Consider the following 17,363-nt stretch of genomic DNA (forward strand, 5'->3'; position numbering starts at 1 on the left):
ACCTTAGATGTTTAACCTGCTTATATTGTGATATCAGGAACGTTGAATTATCGCCACTTTTCGTTCCATAAGCTTTTCTACGGCGGCGTTTTGCTTGTCAATATTGAGTTGTGGATCAAAGTCCAAAACGCGATTGCAAGATTCGAGACTGGCAAATTGATTTAAACATTCACCAAGCTCTCTTTTAGAGCTTGTTCGCATCAGACTGCTTTCTGATGAGGAGAGTAGGGTGACTTTACGGCCATGAAACGTTCCTTGCGGCACTGCATCACTTTGCTGCGCTTGTTGAACGTCATGAACCGATGAATTGGTGTATGTGGATTGGATGTCATTGGACATAAAGACACCTAAACTCTCAAGTCTAAAGTTTGTGGCATCGGTGGTGCCTTATCAATAGTTACATGAGAAGACAATAACGCTTCCCACGACTCGCTGTGCGTCAGCAATTCTGCTAAAGCTGTTTCAAAATATTCGTAATCCAGTCGCCTAATGTTAATGAGTCGGTTTAAACATAGGACATGTCGGTGGTTATCTAAACTAAAAAATAACTGGTGCTCAGGCCAGTGATAATTAAAGGCCAAGAAAGAGCGATAAAGATCGGAATTTACAATTTGAAGGCCAACAATCTCAGCTTCGAGCTGCAGAGTTGTCGATTCAGGATGAAAGATGATATGCACCCTTAGATTATCATCAAAGGCTAAGCTTACTTCATTTTCCGTTAGATGCAGTGCAGGCAAGCCTATTTGATGAGCAAACTTTAGCAAAATCTCATCGATAGTTTGGCGTGCTGACATAGGAATAGTCCCTTTTGAAATTTTATCAAGGAAAATATTAGATGTATCTCTTCATGTTTATCAATATTAGTCGGTTGTTATTATATTTTGGCTTTTAAATGTGTTGAGAGAAATAGAAAGGCAAAAGTAAATGTGTTCAGATGCATATCTCGATGGCAATGATATATATGAATATCATTTTTCTCTAATAAACTTCAATTAAGGAAGGAATGAAAGAGAACAGAAACTGCTTTTGAAATTACAGTCCATGTTAACTACGTGTTGTTGAAAAATGCGATTTATTGTCCGCTTGTAGTATAAATATAAGTTGATCTTTTATATTTTTACATAAAGAATTGTGTGAATTTCAAATGAGCTAGATTATATAAAATACGTTTATGGGGTCATAATGAACAATTCTATATGGGCTGGTTTTATTGGGTTATTCATACTGAGTGGGTGCAGTCAGACTGTGTCCGTCAATGGGGTGGATGGCTTTGATACACAGAGTCAGGCATCAGTCTATGGTTGGGTTTCTGTCGACGGCTACTTTCCACCTTCGATTACTTCTCTTGAAGTGGAGATATGTAAAATTATTGATAATCAATGTTTTAAATCGGCATCTCAGAGCTACCAAGGCGTTCAGTTGCCTGTGCAGTATTCGTTTTTAATTGCACCAATTCAAGCTGGTGAAGGAAAAATGAAGATTATTGGAAAGCTTTATTCAAACGGTGAGCTCGTTGCGGAAAAAGAAAAGAACTATTTATTTTTAGAGGGAAATAAACAAGAAAACTTGATTCTTGTTCCAAAAATAAACAGATAAAATTTTAAGTACTACATTTTTATTAGAATTTTCTAATTTATAAAAATAAAGACTATATCTTTCCTTTTGTGAAAGATTTGTTGTCTTTTATAAACATTAATTACATGACTTTGAAGTCATCGGGTCAGTTGTTTTTTAGACTCATACTTGTTGCAAAAACAGTATTTTTTATGATTATATCTCGCTCCTTGAACACGTTGGCTTGGCGTTTTAGGCTATAAAACATACATTTTTATGATTTTGGAAATTTAATTTTGTTCTCGAAACGATGCCGAAATCTATTTAATTGTATTCTAATGTATAACAAAACAACCAAACTTAAATAACCAAATGATATTTAAGTTTTGGCTAATGATAAACGCTATCTGATAAAAATAATAAAGACGGACAGCAGAAATTTACTAAGTCAAACTTTTACCTTTAGGTAAAGGTAATGCTTGGGTTATTCGCTAATTATTCGGGGGGTATGGTAAGTGATAGAACTTCTATGCTCTTTTCTTTGCTTCTTTAATTCATACAGCAGTACTTAGAAATCACAACAATCAAAGTAGTGCTTTGAAAGTTTCTCAACATTTGCACTGAGAAACTCAAAATAATGAAGGGTAGAAAATGGATGTGTCAGGCCAACTAAACTCAGAAAGGGTCGACTCGAGTTCACGAAAAATTCGTAGTTTTTCCTGCTATGAAAAATCTGACGAAGTATTTCACTCAGACCAGTCTCACATTGTTGTCGTTCACAATGGTCAGCTTCGAGTTCAAACAGGTGATTGCACAATCGATGTTGCTGCAGAAAATGGGGTATTTCTATCCCAAGGGGATTACTTGTTAGAGTACTCTCCGCTAGATGGGGCATACAAAGCGTCGATCATTGCCTACGACAATGAACTCGTTAGTCAGTTGCTGCAAAAACACAGTGATCTCTTGATGATGCTGCCTAAGGTAGACAAAGTTTGTTCTGGTTTGTTTACTTTTGGTTTGAACATACTCGTTGAACAAGTGCTTTCTAGCATGCAGACGCTTGAGCAACAAGCGTACCCTGATGCCATTATGTGCCTAAAATACGAAGAACTACTCATTCTCTTGCTACACAGCAAAGGAGGAGAATCACTGTATGCGTTGCTGTCACAACAAACAAACCGTACGTCGGAACGGTTACGTCGATTTATGGAACAGCATTACTTAAAAGAATGGAAGTTGACAGACTACGCGCAGGAGTTTGGTGCCAGCTTAACCACTTTTAAAGAGCTTTTTAATGAGCACTATGGCATTTCTCCAAGAGCTTGGATCAGTGAGCGTCGACTACTGCATGCTCATAAACTGCTGTTGACGAGCAAGATGAGCATCGTAGATGTGGCGATGGAGGCAGGGTTTTCCAGTCAGTCTTACTTTACGCAGAGTTACCGTCGTCGTTTTGGAACGACCCCAAGCCGCGTACGTTCGGGAGACGATCAAGTGGCTATCGCGAAATGAAATGACTTGGGACTAAAATTTTCTGACTAATTTTGAAAGTCACTCACCAGTGTAAATTCTATTATGTATCGTGTAACAACGAACGATTAAAAATTATTACATCTCTTTCTTTCTGGATTGTTCGAAAGGGGTGCGGAGACGAACATAAATGAAAAAGCAGCATTGGCGACGCCGTTCGCTTTTTCCAGACAGCATAGTGACACAGCGGAAAGTGACTGTTTTACAAAGAGGAGCTCGTTATGAAAGCGCCTCGAAACCTACGCAGGATCTCAATGTTGTGCACGTCAATCACCGACAATTGTTGAGTGAAGGCGTCATAAATTATGAGCAGTTATCTTTACTTCAACGCTTGTTGGATAGAAATGTCGTCGATAGCCTATGCGCTAGCCAGTTAGTTAAAACGTATCAAAAACTTGGTGCTTCGATAGACCGGTTTGCCATGCGTTTATTTTTGGAAATTGGATCGCAGCTCAGTGATAGCAGCACAATCACAACGTTCGAACAAAGGCTGGACTACATCAACTCTCGTCTGGGCTTTCGCTTTAATTTGGCTGTCCCAAAAACGTTGATGCTTTGTTTCCATTTATCACTCAACGAGTGGATTAACCGACAAGTCGATCAAAGTGCTCTTCATGCTTCGATTAAAGTTGAACAACTTATCAATCAACTCGATATTCAGAAGGAATATTGGTCGAAGCTATCAGGGGAAGACACCAGTGCCGTCTTTGTTCAACAGCAACTCGATCTTATTAAGAGCCAGCAGCATCAACTTAAAAAGCAACTTGGGACGTTAAGCGAACAACAGTTGCAAGTGATTGAATGTCATCGTTTGTTAATTGAGAAGTGGCAACCGTCTTTAGACGAGCTGAAAGGGTTCGCGGAGTACACCTCTACAACCGAACAATTTATTTCTGATTGGAAAAATTGGTGTTTGGAAGTGCGACTTGAAGCCCCTGAGCTGAACGAAGTTTGGGATGCATGCGATGTGGTTTACAACGACCAAAATGCGGTTGCGAAAGTATGGCAATGGTTCAAGAACATGCACACTGTTGGTGATATCGATCACTACTATTTTGATACTCAAAGTGGTCAGTGCGGCCAGGCTTGCAATCACCTCAGCCAGATCTAAATAGGGCGTTAAATGTTAGATAAGATGATGAAATCTTTAGCGGAAGCGCTAAAGGTAGGGGATTTTATTGCCTCAGAAAATGGTTCTTACAACATCGAGGTTGACCAGTTATCACTGACCATCAAGCAACATGCGTCATGGATTTTATGGGAAGCGACGTTACCCTTCCAGTTTAAAGAGCATCTAGATTATCAACAAGAACAAGCGTTACAACGTTGCATGCAGCTCTCATTAAAAACCATTCGTGAGGATGGCGGCGTACTGACAACCAATGATGATCAGCAATTGATTTTGCAAAGTAAAGTAAGGGTTGAGGACTGTTCGGTGGAACGGTTCTCTGCTTTGCTTTCTAAGCACGTCAATTTATGCGAACGTTACATTGCATTACTGGAACAAGCACGCGTGAACCACACAATCAACCATACAGTGTGGTTACCATGATGCTAAAAATCTTTCCCAACATTAGGCGTGCTGCAACAAAGGCATTGTTATGCGCAGTGAGTGTTGTTCCTTTGGGATACGCGCAAGCAACAGACTTACACTGGCCCGAACAACCGTTCCGCTACTATGCAGATAACGACTCATTAAAAGAGTTGTTGAATAACTTCGGTGCAAATTATCGTATCTCGGTTTCTGTTAGTGACAAAGTCAACGATCGAGTGAATGGGCGTTTTACCCCTGAAGATCCGGCGGAATTCCTCGATTACTTATCGCAAGTGTACAACTTGATGTGGTATTTCGATGGAGCCGTCTTACATGTCTATAAGGCGACAGAAACTCGCTCACGTTTACTTCAATTGGAATTACTTACGGCTAGAGAGCTACGCAGTACGTTAATTTCCACCGGCGTTTGGGATTCTCGTTATGGTTGGAGAGCTGCTGAGAGCAAAGGGTTAGTCTATCTTGCGGGTCCTCCACGTTATGTCGACTTAGTGGTACAAACGGCGGAGGCATTGGAAACGCGCTTGCTGCAGAAATCGAATTCAACCGACGAATTATTCGTTGAGATAATTCCTTTGAAGTACGCTTCTGCAACGGATAGAGAAATTGCATATCGCGATCAGACAATTACGGTCCCTGGCATCGCATCGGTGTTAAAACGGGTCGTGTCTGGTGTTCAAACTCAAGTGACGAGTGCGTCTAGCAAAGAAGTTACCAGTTCAGATAAGCCTGTAAAAAGTAATAAAACCGCCTCAGTTCATGGTGGTGCAACAGTTGAAGCAGAGCCGGGCCTTAATGCGATTATCGTTCGTGATACTCAAGCACGATTACCGCTCTATCGTAAACTGGTCGCGCAATTAGACCAGCCGCAATCAAGAATTGAAGTCGCGCTATCGATTGTCGATATCAGTGCCAACGATTTAAGTCAGTTAGGCGTTGATTGGCGAGCGGGAGTGTCTGTCGGAAACAACCGCATTGTCGATATCAAAACAACAGGTGATGTGAATTCGGGGGATGTGACGCTCGGCAGTGGACAGAACTTTAAGTCCTTGCTTGATTCAACCAACCTAAATTACTTGCTGGCTCAAATTCGTTTATTGGAATCCAAAGGCAGTGCTCAAGTGGTTTCAAGACCAACATTGTTAACTCAGGAAAATGTCGAAGCGGTACTGAACAACAGCAGCACTTTTTACGTCAAGCTGGTTGGTAAAGAAACCGCAGCGCTGGAAGAGGTCACGTATGGCACGTTACTGAGAATTGTCCCACGTATCGTTGGTGATAGATTTGCTGCACGACCTGAAATTAACCTGAGCCTTCATCTCGAAGACGGTGCAAAAATCGCTGATGGTGGCGTCGATGATCTTCCTTCCGTTCGTAAAACTGAAATCAGCACCTTAGCGACGGTTAAACAAGGGCAAAGCTTACTTATCGGTGGTGTGTACCGAGATGAAGTGAGCCATCAGTTACGTAAAGTGCCATTGCTAGGAGACATCCCATATTTAGGCGCGCTGTTTAGAAGTAATACCAACACTAAGCGCCGCACAGTACGAATGTTTATTTTAGAACCTCGAATTGTTGTGGATGGTATTGGCGATAGTGTGTTGATTGGCAACGAATATGACTTGCGACCAAGTATCGGCAAGCTTAACAACATCTCCAACAATAGCGCTGAATTTAAATCGGTAGTGGAAGTATATAGCTGCACATCGAGGGTTCAAGCCGAGCGCTATCAACAAGACTTATTGTCACAGCAAAAGTCGTCTCAATTAACGCAGTGCCAATTACCAACAGGGCAAAAGGGTTGGCGGGTGAAAGTATTGGAATGTGATGACTCACAAAGTGAGTGTGTGCGCCCTTCAGAGGAGTCTTAACCGCGATGCAGCAATGGAAAATTCGTATTTTATCAGGCGTGCATACCGGAGTAGAAGTCACCTTACCTGAAGGTGCTCTCGTGCTTGGCAGTGACGACTTTATTGCTGATCTTGTACTGTCTGATGCTGGGGTCGAAGCGAACCATTTCACCCTCGTTTGCCAGCAAGACTCGGTCATTTTACGAGGTTGCGAAGAGGCAAATATTAACAGTGAAGACATCGCTGTTGCAGGTGATGGTATCGAGTTGTCACGCCATGCTGTTGTCTCGGTCGGCGTTGTGAAGTTCGCTCTGGGATACGCGGAAGATGCGTTAATTGTGAGTAACGTCAGCGACGAATCTAGCCAACAGAATACACCTGTGGTTGCTGTGCAACGCTCTAGCTGGAAAAAAACAACGCTCATCGCTTTGCTTTGTAGTTTTGTCCCGAGTGTCATTTTTGCCGGTATGTGGTACAGCCAAGCTAACGGAAACAACAATGAAATTGTTACAGAAGCAGAACCCATTGTTTTGGTACGTAACATCTTAGGCGAGCTCAAACTTAGCGACGTTCGTGTGGAATGGAATGCCGCCGCACGCCAAGCAGTCTTAGAGGGCTATGTTGAAGACCGAACACAGAAACTCGATCTGCTTGGTCGAATTGATGTATTGGGCATCAATTACAAAAGTGACTTAAGAACGATGGAAGAAATCCGTCGCGGGGTTCGATTTATTTTGCGCAACCTCGGCTATCACCAAGTGAAAGTCGAAAATGGCGATGAGACCGGCACACTGCTGCTGACAGGCTATATCGATGATGCCAGCCGCTGGAACCAAGTTGAACAAATTTTGGAGCGAGACGTGCCTGGTCTTGTTGCGTGGAAGGTTGAACTGCAGCGAGCGGGTGCCTACATGGATACGCTAAAAGCGTTATTGACGGATGCGGATCTACTGAAAAAAGTCCAGTTGGTCACCAGCGGTGATCGCATCGAAGTTCGTGGTGAGCTTGATGATATCGAAACGACTCGATTTTACGGTGTAACCCGAGACTTCCGGGAACAATATGGTGAGAAACCGTACTTGGTTTTGAAATCCATACCTAAGGTGAGTAAAGGCACCAACATCGATTTCCCGTTTCGTAGCGTTAACTTTGGCCAGGTTCCATATGTGATTCTGACCGATAATGTTCGCTATATGGTCGGTGCAAGAACGCCTCAGGGCTACCGAATATCCAGTGTTACACCTGCTGGTATTGAGTTGGTTAAAGGCGGGCGGGTGATAACAATAGAACTTGGATATGAAGGTGAGACGAACAATGACAAATCTTGAACAAATTTTAAATAACGACACAAACGGTGCGGAAGTGCACAAGATTAAGAGCAAGCTCTTAGAAGCACAAGCGGTGGTGAAACGTCAGTTGGATTTAGGGTGCTCACCACAGCAGTACCAATTACTACTCAAACAGTATGAAGCTTACACTGCCGCCCATGCGGTCGTTGAATCATACGAAGCTAACTAAAAAATACGAGGAAGTCTTATGTCATTTTACGATGCTAGTAACAGTGTAAACCTTGATGATGTTAAAGCTAAGTTAGAACAACAAGCGAAAGATGCCAACACAGAAGTGACGGCAGCCATCAAGAATCTAGAAACCAATGCCGATGATCCATCAAAGCTTGCCGAGCTTCAGCACGCGATCAACAAATGGTCTGTTGTTTATAATATCAATGCGACCACGACTCGTGCGATTAAAGATGTGATGCAGTCGATTCTCCAGAAGGTGTAAAGCATGGAACGAGAAACGCGCCAACTGCTGGCTGAAATCGCGCTGATGGCAACAGGTATGCATCGTCATCAAGAAGCCAACACGATTGCAGATGGCCTTGAAGCAAGCTCAGGTTCTGAAGAGACCGTTGCGATGATTCGTGCAATGAGCCTCATGAATAAAGGCTTGTATGAAGAGGCTCATCAATTACTCGAACCACTTTGTAATGCCTATCCAGATCTGATCAGCTTAGCGGCTCTTGCTTCTGCCAAAGCCGGTTTACTGAGCAAAGCGGAAAGCTGGGTAGAACTTGCGTCACAAGGAAGCGAAGAAAGCCAAGCATTTGCTGCGAGCTTTTCTCAGGACATTAGGAATCTTGGATGATAATTGATTCAAGTAACCTAAGTCTTCAACACCAATCTTTGCGTCAGTCGGAGTCGCGCCATTATGAGCGGAGCGATGAAGACAAGATGAAAGCACTCATGGAGCGAAGTGACAAGCAAGAGCAAGTTTCACATGTTTCTCCAAAAGAGACGCTAGAGAAAACAGAAGCCAAACTGGCGGAGATTAAAGCGTGGTACGAATCATTAAAAGACGCAGAGGTTGTCAGTAAACAAAGTGTCTTATCATCGTTAAATGAAGCGTTCTCCGACCCTCAAGTTAAACGAGAGGCAATGTGGTACGCCTTTCATGAGGCGAAGAGTGCAAAAGGCAACGAGCAGCCACAATCTGATTTGTTAAAGGTGTTGAAGCAGGAGTTACTAGGGAATTTTTCGGGACAGCTTATTGCCGAACCACCTGCTGATAAAACAGCACTAAAAGCAATGCTAGCGCAGCATTTTCCACTGGGTGCCCAGAAAGAACAAGCCTTATGGCATTGCTGGGCAGAGTTGAAGTCGTTACCTGATATGGCATCAACACTGGACATGGTTCGTGATGAACTTAGCTTCATGATCCAAAAAAATGCGATGGTGAAAAACATCATGACTCACAGTCACAAGTTAGATTTATCTTAGGAGTACATATGATAAACACGCAGTACACCGAGGTGATGCAAACCAACATTGATAAGTTACAGGATGCGCAAGTCGAAGACGGTTTAAGCGAACGTTTTGAGCAAGCCATGTCGGTTCCCGAGGCAAGTAATGGCCTGGAGGGAGGTTTGCTAGAAAACATCAGCGAGTTGAAAAACACTATCGATAACGCGAAAAGTAACCTGCAAGACAACATGAAGATGGTGGGTGATGATCCGGCGCAATTACTGCAAATGCAGTGGGCGCTGACACGCATTACTTTTCAAGAAGAGCTGATCGCGAAAACCGTGGGTAAAACCACACAAAACGTAGAAACCTTATTGAAGGCACAATAGTGATGATGAATAAAATGAGAGCAGTTTTCATCATGCTCACGTTGTTTCTGGTAGGTTGTCAGACCGAGTTATACACCAACGTTACTCAGAAAGAGGGTAATGAGATGTTGTCGATCTTACTATCCGAAGGTGTCGTTGCAACAAAAGAGCCTGACAAAGACAACACCGTCAAGTTAATGGTAGACAGTTCTCAAATCGCCTTCGCGGTAGACGCGCTAAAGCGAAAAGGTTATCCAAGAGAGCAGTTTTCCACACTGAAAGAGGTGTTTCCCAAAGACGATTTGATCTCGTCACCATTAGCAGAGCGAGCACGTTTGGTGTACGCGAAATCTCAAGAGCTCTCCTCAACCTTATCTCAGATTGATGGTGTGCTGGTGGCACGTGTTCATGTTGTTTTGGAAGATCAAGATCTGCGTCCAGGAGAGCGTCCAACTCCAGCTTCTGCCTCCGTATTTATTAAACACGCGGCGGATATTGCGCTTGATTCATATGTTCCGCAGATCAAATTATTAGTGAACAATAGTATTGAGGGGTTGAACTACGATCGAATCAGCGTAGTGATGGTACCCTCATCAGAGGTTCGAGTTGCTACTCAAAACAATCAATTTAAAAGCATTTTGTCGGTTCAGGTCACCAAAGAGACGGCGAATAATCTTATCGCTATTTTGGTGTTCTTGGTAGCGGCACTCATCGGCTCGAATATCGCTACTTTTACATGGTGTCGTAGGAACACGAAGCGTGGTTAAACCAGAAACACCACTCGCGCAGGTACAACACCAGTTTAACTATGCGCCTTGCCAGTACATCCATAGAAGTTGGATAGAGCAAAAGCAGCCTTGGTTACTAAATATCGAAGGTTGGAGAGATAACCCCATGTTCAACCAATGGTGTATCAATGAGTGGACGTTATCTCCCGTTCCTGAGACGGCTTTTAACAGACCTTGTCATAGTTTGGCATTGCTCCCGACAGACGCGTTGAATCAACTCGTATTGATGGTGGGTGGAGCTTTGCATTGCGTTGCGATGCGAAGCGTTGTTTTAAAACATCCGAAACAGGTTTTGAACAACGTTTTTGGTTTGGAAGGCGCTCGGTTCTTAATTCAAAACGGGCCGATGCTGTTATCCAGTTGGCCGCAAGGCTGGCAGCGTGCGTTACCAGAACTACTGGATGAAAGGTCTGTTGAAGCAAGCATGAGGGCGCTAGGATATTTTTGGATGAGGTTTATTTTGATTAACTCACCAGAAGATGTTGTTCTTCGTTGGCAATTCAAATTGGAAAAGCAACTTAGCGAAAACGCGGAAACAGCTAACTGGTTGGAAGCGGATCAACGAGATCTGGCGTATCGACTCACAAAAAAAATCGCAAAACAGGTTATTCCTCAATGGTTTCATTTGTTGAAATAAAAACAGACAATTTGCAGCTGGCACCTGGCTTAAAGGTGCTGAAAGCGAAAGATTATGCCAGTTATCTGGATTCGCAACACTTAGTTGAAGCCGCGAACTCCAAAGCTGAGAGCATCATTGCTAATGCCCAGCAAGCCTACGAAACCGAAAAACAACGTGGTTATCAAGATGGCCTTGCACAAGCCAAGATTGAAAATGCGCAAACGATGGTTGAAACTTTAGCACGTTGTAATGACTACTATCAGCAAGTCGAAGAAAAAATGACAGATGTGGTGTTAGAAGCAGTACGTAAGATCATCGATACCTTCGATGATGTCGATACCACGGTGAGTGTAGTTCGAGAAGCGTTGCAACTGGTGAGCAACCAAAAGCAGGTCATTTTACATGTCCACCCAGAGCAGGTTGTTGAGGTGAGGGAAAAGGTGGCTGGTGTATTAAGTGATTTCCCTGAAGTCGGTTACGTTGACGTGGTAGCAGATGCGCGCTTGAAAAATGGAGGCTGCATTTTGGAAACAGAAGTTGGGATCATCGACGCCAGTATTGATGGACAGCTGCATGCGTTAAAGCAAGCTATGGTGAAGCAGCTCAGCGAGCGTAAAATTACGATTCATGAATAAACCTTAAAAACTCAGCACTTGCTGAGTTTTTTCATTTTAATGCCTTTAAACAAAAAAAATCCGACCATTTCTAAAATATTCACTGCCATAAATCCTTAAGAATACACCTAAGAAAGCTGCTTAGTTGATAAGTGTTGCAACCAAGCAGCGCCTCTAAAACAACAAAAATAGGATTATTTAGTCGAATGGCTAATGGATTTATAACTTCTTTACTGACAGATTTTGCCAGCCGCTGCCAATTGGAGCCGTTGGTTTTTGATGAGGATGATTGTTGCCATCTACTCGTTGAGCAAAACACAGCAATCACAATTCGTGCACAAGAAGATCGTGTGACGCTTATCGGGCTGATTTCAGGTAATAAACCGAGTGCTGATATTTTGCATCAACATATGAAAGATGCCTTAACGCAAGGCTCTCCAGCGGTATGCTGGGAGGAAGAGACCGGATATATCGGTTTCATACACCTGCCTCAGCAACTGCTAACTGCATCTTTTTTCGATGAGTCATTTGCGAATTTCATCGAGTGGTTAAAAAGTGCGAATACACAAGAAGTAACCAATAAAACAACCGAAGTACCGGAAACGAATACCACTCATTTTTCCACATTAAGGGTTTAAAACATGATCAGTTTTGGAAGTGGTAGCGCGTTGCAGGCCGCCATGCCGCAAGCTCGTAACGAGATACTTAACGAAGGTAAGCTGAGTATTGGTGGCAAAGAATACCAAATCAACGCAGCGACCCAAGAATTTACTCGCGCCAATCCTACGAATGGTGCAGTAGCGCGATTTTTTGAAGCGACAGGAAAACTGTTTCGCGAAGGTAGCCCACAATCGGTAGCGAAAGCCCTTACAAAAACCGTATTTGATAATGAGCAAGGACAAGCTCAGCGTTTACAAGCTGCTTCTTCTGTTGAGCATGGACAAATGTTCTTCAAGGATGGAAGCATAAAAACCGCATCAGATGTCTTAAATGCCTTTGCGAAGTTAGACAGTAAATCAGTTCAGTCGAACTCTGCTGAGCTAAACCAGTTAGCAGAGCGAGCGATGACAGAGGCAATGTTAGAAACCGATTCTGGTAAAAACCTCACATCACTGATTGGCGAAAGTGCAGCGAAGTCGCTTGCTGGACGTGTAGTAAAAGACTACGGCGGTGGTGTATCTGCAGCGCAGAAAAACCCGGCAGGTAGCATTAATCAAATGCAAGCGGTGTTTGATATGGAGGTGATGCATCTTAAATCGGCGCAACGTCATATCGAAGGTCTAGCAAGCACCGATCTAAGCCAAGGTGTATACGCAGAAGGACTGGCGGAGGATGCGTTTAACAAAAGTGGCGTAACCAATAATGTTGAAAGAGCTGCGGCGTGGATCATTAATGCTTCTAACTCTAAAGGAAACGATGCCGAAAATATTACGTCTTTACTGAAAGAATACGCGTCTAATGGTAAAGACTTATTGAATATGGAAAACCTAAAAGAGCTACACGCTCGATTGGTGCCTAATGTTGAGCGTGATTACCGAGGGCCAAATATTTCGGGTGGCACTTTGCCGTCAAGTATTGGCGGTGAGGGCATGTTAAAGCAGCACATTGAAGGCTTTTTGAAAGAGAACCCTGTAGAAGATAAAGACTTAGGTAAACATTTGTTCGCCGGAGTTATCGGGTACCATGGCTTTACCGATGGAAATGGTCGCATGGGGCGCATGCTATACGCGATAGCAGAACTTCGTAACGACTCGTTCAATCCTTTAGTTATGGATGCAGAAAATAGCCTTCACGGTATTAAGTGATTTTCTACTTCTATTTAATTTTTGGAGCGGCGATTGCCGCTCTTTTATTTTCCAGCTTAACCTTAATTTTTCTTCTCAATAAAACGGCTAATAGCAATAAAAATGAGACGTTGAAATAAAGTGTCGGTTTCTATCTCGCCATAAAATCTCTTTTATCCTTATTCGCTTATTTAAATGAGCCGTTATACCCAAGTGGCTTCGCTGAAATAAATATATCGATGTCACTTAGTTATAATAAATTAGACAGGACACAACATGGATACAGGAAAGATTAATATGCTTCTCTCTGAGCTAGGAGAAGTGCTGAACCTTGAGCGCGTGACAGCGTATGACGATCAAATGTGGTCACTGCATTTTGCTGAAAACAACAGTGTCGATGTTCTGCTCGTAGAGGAAAAAGGCGAGTTATTGATTTCCAAAAACCTGCTTATAGAACAAGATGATATTACGCTAGATAAACTTCAAGTTTTACTTGAATACAACTTTTTGTATCGAGAAACAGGTGGTGTGCAGTTTTGTGTGAATCCAACACGCAAAGACGTTGTTCTTCAAGTTGCTATCGCGACTGGAAGTGAACTCACCAACATTGCTAACTTAATCATTCAGTTGAACGAATTAGTTGATACTTGGGGACAGTTATTTCAAAACAACACGGTTGTAGATTTTAGCCAAACAGACGTACACGCATTTATTCAAGTTTAAGGCATCACACATGGTCAATATTAATACATCGCAAATGCACTCGTTGAGTCAGTTAACGTCACATTTGGCGACACAAAATCAAGCTGACGACAAAGAGGTTCGAGCACACAACGGTAAAGATATTTTTGTTAAAGAGGGCGCACCAAAAAATAAAAGTATCAGCGCGCGTATTAGCCACCAGAATAAAGCGAAAGATATTGTAGTGAACCTGCTTACTAAGCAGGGTATTCCTAAAGATGTTGCGAAGCTCATGCTGAAAAATGTGTTGAACGGTGAAAACAAGTTAACGCTTGGGAGCCTGAAAAATCTTGAGAGATTGTCGTCTGGTCCTAGCTCAAATTGGCCCACTGCACAAACGGCAGCCTCATCTTCCAAAACCAATAAAGCTTCATCGAGTGCCGCGCTTATCAACGAACATAAAGCCAACCTTCAAAAGCTTGGTGATTTTGCCTGTACGGACTTAAATACGTTCGGTGTTAAGGGGTCACAGTTTTATGAAACAAAAGGAAAGCCACGACTAAAAGAGCTTCACGCGGATCAAGCGCGAATCATGCAAGATCACAGAGCGACGATGTCCGCAAACGGAGTTCAAGCTGCAGCACAAAGAGGAACCGCACCGCAATTAAGCACTCTACAGAACATTGCTAAGGCAGTACAAACCGCGAAAGCCGGCTGCTGTACTACATTTGCCTTTGCTGCCGCCGCTGAGATGATTCAAGGCATGTCAGGAACACCTGAAAGTGAACCCAAAGTAGAAGTGGTTGCGTTTAAAAAGGGTCATTCAGGTACACACCTTTATGTATTGGTTGGTCGACAAGAGGGGAGCGACATAAAAGATCCATCAACGTGGAGTAAGGATGTGAAAATTGTTGACCCGTGGGCGACATCTGCATTCGGTGCACCAATGTTTGGAGATGCACAACGACCACCTGTTTCGAATATGTTCCCGCCAACAGAAGTCATTTTTGATAGCCATAAACTGGGTTAGTCAATCTGCAAAAGAAGTGAGCAAATACACCATGCTAAGCATCTAACCTTTATTGAAAGAGCAGCTCTGAGCTGCTCTTTTTTATTACTCTGGCAACTCGATTTTAGAGCGAGATTTCTGCGGAAAACCTCACAATGAAGGCGAAAAAGTGACAAAAATAAAGCCATTACCGACATCGTTCAATCTGCAATCGTTGTTCAATAGAGTTATTGAAACAAAAGGAAAAAGTTATGAACACGATTCAACAACTGCTCTTGGAGTTTTGCCAACTCAATGAGTTGCCCGAACTGAATTTTGAAGAAAATGAACGTTGTCAGCTACTGGTCGATGATCGCTACATGTTGTATTTCATCGCGACAGATACGGATGATTTGATGTTGTCTGTAACGTTCGGAGGGTTAGAAAAATCCGGTGAACAACGACTAAAAGGTTTAGAGCTTCTTGCTCATGCTAACTATCAAGGAATTGGTAGTGGCAACCTCGCACTTGCTTTAGCTCCAAATGGTCGACAGCTTGTCTTAGCAGGACGTAAACCCGTTGAGCATCTAAATACGACGAACCTTACCGCTTGGTTTCACGAAGTTATTGAACAGACCGAGCTGTGGCAAGCGCGTTTCGCAATGTTGGATCAAGCGATTCCAACCACCTCTAATCATGAACAAGCTCATGTTCAATCACTTCGTGTGTAGGAGAGAAAAATGGTTAATACAACACAAAAAATCAGCCAAAGCCCAGTACCTGATCTAGAACAGTTTCGTGCAGTTGCTGCGCAAAAAGATGACCGAGTGATCAGTAAAAGAGGTGAAGTAAAAGAACCTTCCACATTCCACAAAGGTCATAAGTTTGCTTCTATTCACGAAGGCGTATTGAGAAGCAAATACACTAAGTTTTTCCAAGAAAACATCAAAACTCACCTTGATTTAAAGCAGGCGCTACTTAAGCAAGAAAAACCTGAGGTTGCGCTGTTGGCTTACTCCCTAGTGAGTCCTTCAGGCTATCGCGGTGAGCCACTTACTGAGCGTAAAATCTTAGAAGTTGTCAGCCTATTGGATGAAATAAAAGTGAGCAGCGATACGTACCAGCAGCTTAAAAATACGTTTGATTCGATCAGCAAAGATCCGCGTATGCAGGTGAGTTTAGAAGCCCAGTATCCAGGAAAAATGGATGGCTTCGCTGCTGAACTGCTACAGATGGGCAAAGAAAAGCTAAAAGGTTCTGGTGTTAACGCCGTTATTAACTTGGCATTACCTGGCGTTGGCTTATTGATTTCTACAGGTCGAGAGTTGCACAAAGCGGCCGTAAATGGTGATGCTGAGGCTTACCATCATCAGTTAGAACAAATTTCACAGCTGCCAGGGCGAGATCAACGTCTTTCTATGCCGATGCAGCAAACCTTGGCTCAAGGTCATGCGATACTGTCGGCTGAAGGTGGCATTGGAGCTACGTTAGGTATGGCGACGGGGAGCCTGGGCACGTTCGGTGTTAGCTCTGTAGCAACGGTGGGCGTCACACCGATAGCAAAAGAGGCAATCGGTTCTGCGGCAACGACTGCTATCATGAGCGGCGGTGGTTTTGTGGCGAACCAAGCTGGGGCATACGGGTTAAATACGGAAGTAAAAGAGCAACTTATGCAAGGTGAAATGTCTGGTGTTTTACCTAGACTTGAAGTTTCCAATGCAAAAGGAGACTTTACCTTCAGTATGCAAGATCCGGCTTCTGTCCGCGCATTAATGGCGTACCTTGGTCCTAAGGAGAATACTGCAATGACTTCTCCTCAAGCGCCTAAAGAGGCACAAGAGATGGAAGCCGCGCGATTAACACTGAAAAAGATGTTGGGTTCAGAGCCAAGTGAGCACTTGGTTCCTGACGTAGACTCTATCTTGAAGCTAAGCCCAGAGGATGCACCAAGTAAAACCGAGTCTATTGCTAACGGGGCGTTTAAAAAACTGTTAGGAGAAGATTGGGATTGGCTCATGCCAGCTGTTCGAGCGATTGACAAAGGGGAAGCAAGTAAAATAAACGAAAAGCTCACCTACAAGCTCCCCCTAGATGCAGCAAACGGACGAGTTTATCTTGATAAATGCCCAAACCTGAGTGACGTCCAGTTAGATGCGCTAGAAAAATTAGGCTCACCAAGTCAATTGCGATTGATGTACTTGGCAGAAGGCTGGGTGTAATTTCAAATGGTAAAGTAGGGAGTAGGTGCTGCTCCTTACTTTATCTACCGTCAGCGTTCCTTTTTGGGGCTG

At 43.2% G+C, this 17,363-nt stretch carries 22 protein-coding genes; 20 read left to right on the forward strand and 2 right to left on the reverse strand.

Features of this window, described 5'->3' with window-relative positions; all coding sequences use genetic code 11:
- Positions 1 to 33: 33 nt before the first annotated feature.
- Positions 34 to 339: a T3SS regulon translocated regulator ExsE2 gene (gene exsE2, locus R7E51_RS11445; protein WP_017821350.1), complete on the reverse strand. Its 306-nt coding sequence runs from the start codon at positions 337 to 339 to the stop codon at positions 34 to 36.
- An 8-nt stretch (positions 340 to 347) separates the two neighbouring features.
- The gene (gene exsC, locus R7E51_RS11450; protein ID WP_017821349.1) at positions 348 to 794 is read right to left on the reverse strand and encodes a type III secretion system regulatory chaperone ExsC; all 447 of its coding nucleotides are present in this window, start codon (positions 792 to 794) and stop codon (positions 348 to 350) included.
- A 388-nt stretch (positions 795 to 1,182) separates the two neighbouring features.
- On the opposite strand from exsC, the gene R7E51_RS11455 reads away from it, so the two are divergent.
- The 20 genes from R7E51_RS11455 to R7E51_RS11550 all read left to right on the forward strand — a co-directional run bounded on the left by R7E51_RS11455 (position 1,183) and on the right by R7E51_RS11550 (position 17,291).
- A complete protein-coding gene (locus R7E51_RS11455) occupies positions 1,183 to 1,596 on the forward strand; it encodes a YscW family type III secretion system pilotin (protein ID WP_017821348.1) in 414 nt (137 codons plus the stop codon).
- A gap of 609 nt (positions 1,597 to 2,205) precedes the next feature.
- Positions 2,206 to 3,066, forward strand: coding sequence for an AraC family transcriptional regulator (locus tag R7E51_RS11460; protein ID WP_005377191.1), 861 nt, complete (start codon positions 2,206 to 2,208; stop codon positions 3,064 to 3,066).
- A gap of 148 nt (positions 3,067 to 3,214) precedes the next feature.
- Positions 3,215 to 4,195: a T3SS regulon anti-activator ExsD domain-containing protein gene (locus R7E51_RS11465; RefSeq protein ID WP_017821347.1), complete on the forward strand. Its 981-nt coding sequence runs from the start codon at positions 3,215 to 3,217 to the stop codon at positions 4,193 to 4,195.
- A gap of 12 nt (positions 4,196 to 4,207) precedes the next feature.
- Entirely contained in the window at positions 4,208 to 4,636 is a 429-nt protein-coding gene (locus tag R7E51_RS11470) for a YscB family type III secretion system chaperone (protein ID WP_017821346.1), read from the forward strand.
- Positions 4,633 to 6,507, forward strand: coding sequence for a type III secretion system outer membrane ring subunit SctC (sctC, locus tag R7E51_RS11475; RefSeq protein WP_242531420.1), 1,875 nt, complete (start codon positions 4,633 to 4,635; stop codon positions 6,505 to 6,507). Before R7E51_RS11470 ends, sctC begins: the two co-directional genes overlap by 4 nt.
- Positions 6,508 to 6,512: 5 nt before the next feature.
- Positions 6,513 to 7,814, forward strand: a complete 1,302-nt coding sequence (gene sctD / locus R7E51_RS11480; RefSeq protein ID WP_206958213.1) for a type III secretion system inner membrane ring subunit SctD — start codon at positions 6,513 to 6,515, stop codon at positions 7,812 to 7,814.
- On the forward strand, positions 7,801 to 8,004 hold the full coding sequence (locus R7E51_RS11485; protein ID WP_005377198.1) for an EscE/YscE/SsaE family type III secretion system needle protein co-chaperone: 204 nt from the start codon (positions 7,801 to 7,803) through the stop codon (positions 8,002 to 8,004). Before sctD ends, R7E51_RS11485 begins: the two co-directional genes overlap by 14 nt.
- Positions 8,005 to 8,022: 18 nt before the next feature.
- Complete coding sequence (gene sctF, locus R7E51_RS11490; protein WP_005377199.1) at positions 8,023 to 8,271, forward strand: type III secretion system needle filament subunit SctF; 249 nt, start codon at positions 8,023 to 8,025, stop codon at positions 8,269 to 8,271.
- 3 nt (positions 8,272 to 8,274) lie between these two features.
- A complete protein-coding gene (locus R7E51_RS11495; RefSeq protein WP_005377200.1) occupies positions 8,275 to 8,634 on the forward strand; it encodes a YscG family type III secretion system chaperone in 360 nt (119 codons plus the stop codon).
- A complete protein-coding gene (locus R7E51_RS11500; RefSeq protein ID WP_025768115.1) occupies positions 8,631 to 9,266 on the forward strand; it encodes a YopR family T3SS polymerization control protein in 636 nt (211 codons plus the stop codon). The genes R7E51_RS11495 and R7E51_RS11500 overlap by 4 nt, the downstream gene beginning before the upstream one ends.
- Before the next feature lie 8 nt (positions 9,267 to 9,274).
- Entirely contained in the window at positions 9,275 to 9,619 is a 345-nt protein-coding gene (sctI, locus tag R7E51_RS11505; protein ID WP_005387149.1) for a type III secretion system inner rod subunit SctI, read from the forward strand.
- Positions 9,619 to 10,365: a type III secretion system inner membrane ring lipoprotein SctJ gene (gene sctJ, locus R7E51_RS11510; RefSeq protein WP_086012989.1), complete on the forward strand. Its 747-nt coding sequence runs from the start codon at positions 9,619 to 9,621 to the stop codon at positions 10,363 to 10,365. The genes sctI and sctJ overlap by 1 nt, the downstream gene beginning before the upstream one ends.
- The gene (gene vscK / locus R7E51_RS11515; RefSeq protein WP_206958215.1) at positions 10,358 to 11,023 is read left to right on the forward strand and encodes a SctK family type III secretion system sorting platform protein VscK; all 666 of its coding nucleotides are present in this window, start codon (positions 10,358 to 10,360) and stop codon (positions 11,021 to 11,023) included. Before sctJ ends, vscK begins: the two co-directional genes overlap by 8 nt.
- Positions 11,002 to 11,640 (forward strand): HrpE/YscL family type III secretion apparatus protein, encoded by a 639-nt coding sequence (locus R7E51_RS11520; protein ID WP_053307008.1) that lies wholly within the window; start codon positions 11,002 to 11,004, stop codon positions 11,638 to 11,640. Before vscK ends, R7E51_RS11520 begins: the two co-directional genes overlap by 22 nt.
- Before the next feature lie 185 nt (positions 11,641 to 11,825).
- Complete coding sequence (locus R7E51_RS11525; protein WP_005377206.1) at positions 11,826 to 12,257, forward strand: type III secretion system chaperone; 432 nt, start codon at positions 11,826 to 11,828, stop codon at positions 12,255 to 12,257.
- A gap of 3 nt (positions 12,258 to 12,260) precedes the next feature.
- Positions 12,261 to 13,424, forward strand: coding sequence for a VopS family T3SS effector adenosine monophosphate-protein transferase (locus tag R7E51_RS11530; RefSeq protein ID WP_206958218.1), 1,164 nt, complete (start codon positions 12,261 to 12,263; stop codon positions 13,422 to 13,424).
- 255 nt (positions 13,425 to 13,679) lie between these two features.
- Positions 13,680 to 14,126, forward strand: a complete 447-nt coding sequence (locus R7E51_RS11535) for a type III secretion system chaperone (protein WP_025768119.1) — start codon at positions 13,680 to 13,682, stop codon at positions 14,124 to 14,126.
- Between the two features lie 10 nt (positions 14,127 to 14,136).
- On the forward strand, positions 14,137 to 15,114 hold the full coding sequence (gene vopR / locus R7E51_RS11540; protein ID WP_206958220.1) for a type III secretion system effector VopR: 978 nt from the start codon (positions 14,137 to 14,139) through the stop codon (positions 15,112 to 15,114).
- Between the two features lie 230 nt (positions 15,115 to 15,344).
- Positions 15,345 to 15,803 (forward strand): CesT family type III secretion system chaperone, encoded by a 459-nt coding sequence (locus R7E51_RS11545; RefSeq protein WP_206958222.1) that lies wholly within the window; start codon positions 15,345 to 15,347, stop codon positions 15,801 to 15,803.
- A gap of 9 nt (positions 15,804 to 15,812) precedes the next feature.
- Positions 15,813 to 17,291 (forward strand): cation transporter, encoded by a 1,479-nt coding sequence (locus R7E51_RS11550; RefSeq protein WP_104979257.1) that lies wholly within the window; start codon positions 15,813 to 15,815, stop codon positions 17,289 to 17,291.
- Positions 17,292 to 17,363 lie beyond the last annotated feature (72 nt).

It is taken from the genome of Vibrio sp. Vb1166 (assembly GCF_033338695.1).
Classification (GTDB): domain Bacteria; phylum Pseudomonadota; class Gammaproteobacteria; order Enterobacterales; family Vibrionaceae; genus Vibrio; species Vibrio alginolyticus.

Bases quoted from the DNA above. Each gene is read 5' to 3' on its own strand.
- R7E51_RS11535 (WP_025768119.1), top strand. From the start codon at position 13,680: ATGGATACAGGAAAGATTAATATGCTTCTCTCTGAGCTAGGAGAAGTG.
- R7E51_RS11465 (WP_017821347.1), top strand. From the start codon at position 3,215: ATGAAAAAGCAGCATTGGCGACGCCGTTCGCTTTTTCCAGACAGCATA.
- vopR (WP_206958220.1), top strand. From the start codon at position 14,137: ATGGTCAATATTAATACATCGCAAATGCACTCGTTGAGTCAGTTAACG.
- R7E51_RS11460 (WP_005377191.1), top strand. From the start codon at position 2,206: ATGGATGTGTCAGGCCAACTAAACTCAGAAAGGGTCGACTCGAGTTCA.
- sctD (WP_206958213.1), top strand. From the start codon at position 6,513: ATGCAGCAATGGAAAATTCGTATTTTATCAGGCGTGCATACCGGAGTA.
- R7E51_RS11500 (WP_025768115.1), top strand. From the start codon at position 8,631: ATGATAATTGATTCAAGTAACCTAAGTCTTCAACACCAATCTTTGCGT.
- R7E51_RS11470 (WP_017821346.1), top strand. From the start codon at position 4,208: ATGTTAGATAAGATGATGAAATCTTTAGCGGAAGCGCTAAAGGTAGGG.
- R7E51_RS11495 (WP_005377200.1), top strand. From the start codon at position 8,275: ATGGAACGAGAAACGCGCCAACTGCTGGCTGAAATCGCGCTGATGGCA.
- R7E51_RS11550 (WP_104979257.1), top strand. From the start codon at position 15,813: ATGGTTAATACAACACAAAAAATCAGCCAAAGCCCAGTACCTGATCTA.
- R7E51_RS11520 (WP_053307008.1), top strand. From the start codon at position 11,002: ATGGTTTCATTTGTTGAAATAAAAACAGACAATTTGCAGCTGGCACCT.
- R7E51_RS11455 (WP_017821348.1), top strand. From the start codon at position 1,183: ATGAACAATTCTATATGGGCTGGTTTTATTGGGTTATTCATACTGAGT.
- sctF (WP_005377199.1), top strand. From the start codon at position 8,023: ATGTCATTTTACGATGCTAGTAACAGTGTAAACCTTGATGATGTTAAA.
- R7E51_RS11530 (WP_206958218.1), top strand. From the start codon at position 12,261: ATGATCAGTTTTGGAAGTGGTAGCGCGTTGCAGGCCGCCATGCCGCAA.
- R7E51_RS11525 (WP_005377206.1), top strand. From the start codon at position 11,826: ATGGCTAATGGATTTATAACTTCTTTACTGACAGATTTTGCCAGCCGC.
- R7E51_RS11545 (WP_206958222.1), top strand. From the start codon at position 15,345: ATGAACACGATTCAACAACTGCTCTTGGAGTTTTGCCAACTCAATGAG.
- R7E51_RS11485 (WP_005377198.1), top strand. From the start codon at position 7,801: ATGACAAATCTTGAACAAATTTTAAATAACGACACAAACGGTGCGGAA.
- exsE2 (WP_017821350.1), bottom strand. From the start codon at position 339: ATGTCCAATGACATCCAATCCACATACACCAATTCATCGGTTCATGAC.
- exsC (WP_017821349.1), bottom strand. From the start codon at position 794: ATGTCAGCACGCCAAACTATCGATGAGATTTTGCTAAAGTTTGCTCAT.
- sctI (WP_005387149.1), top strand. From the start codon at position 9,275: ATGATAAACACGCAGTACACCGAGGTGATGCAAACCAACATTGATAAG.
- sctC (WP_242531420.1), top strand. From the start codon at position 4,633: ATGATGCTAAAAATCTTTCCCAACATTAGGCGTGCTGCAACAAAGGCA.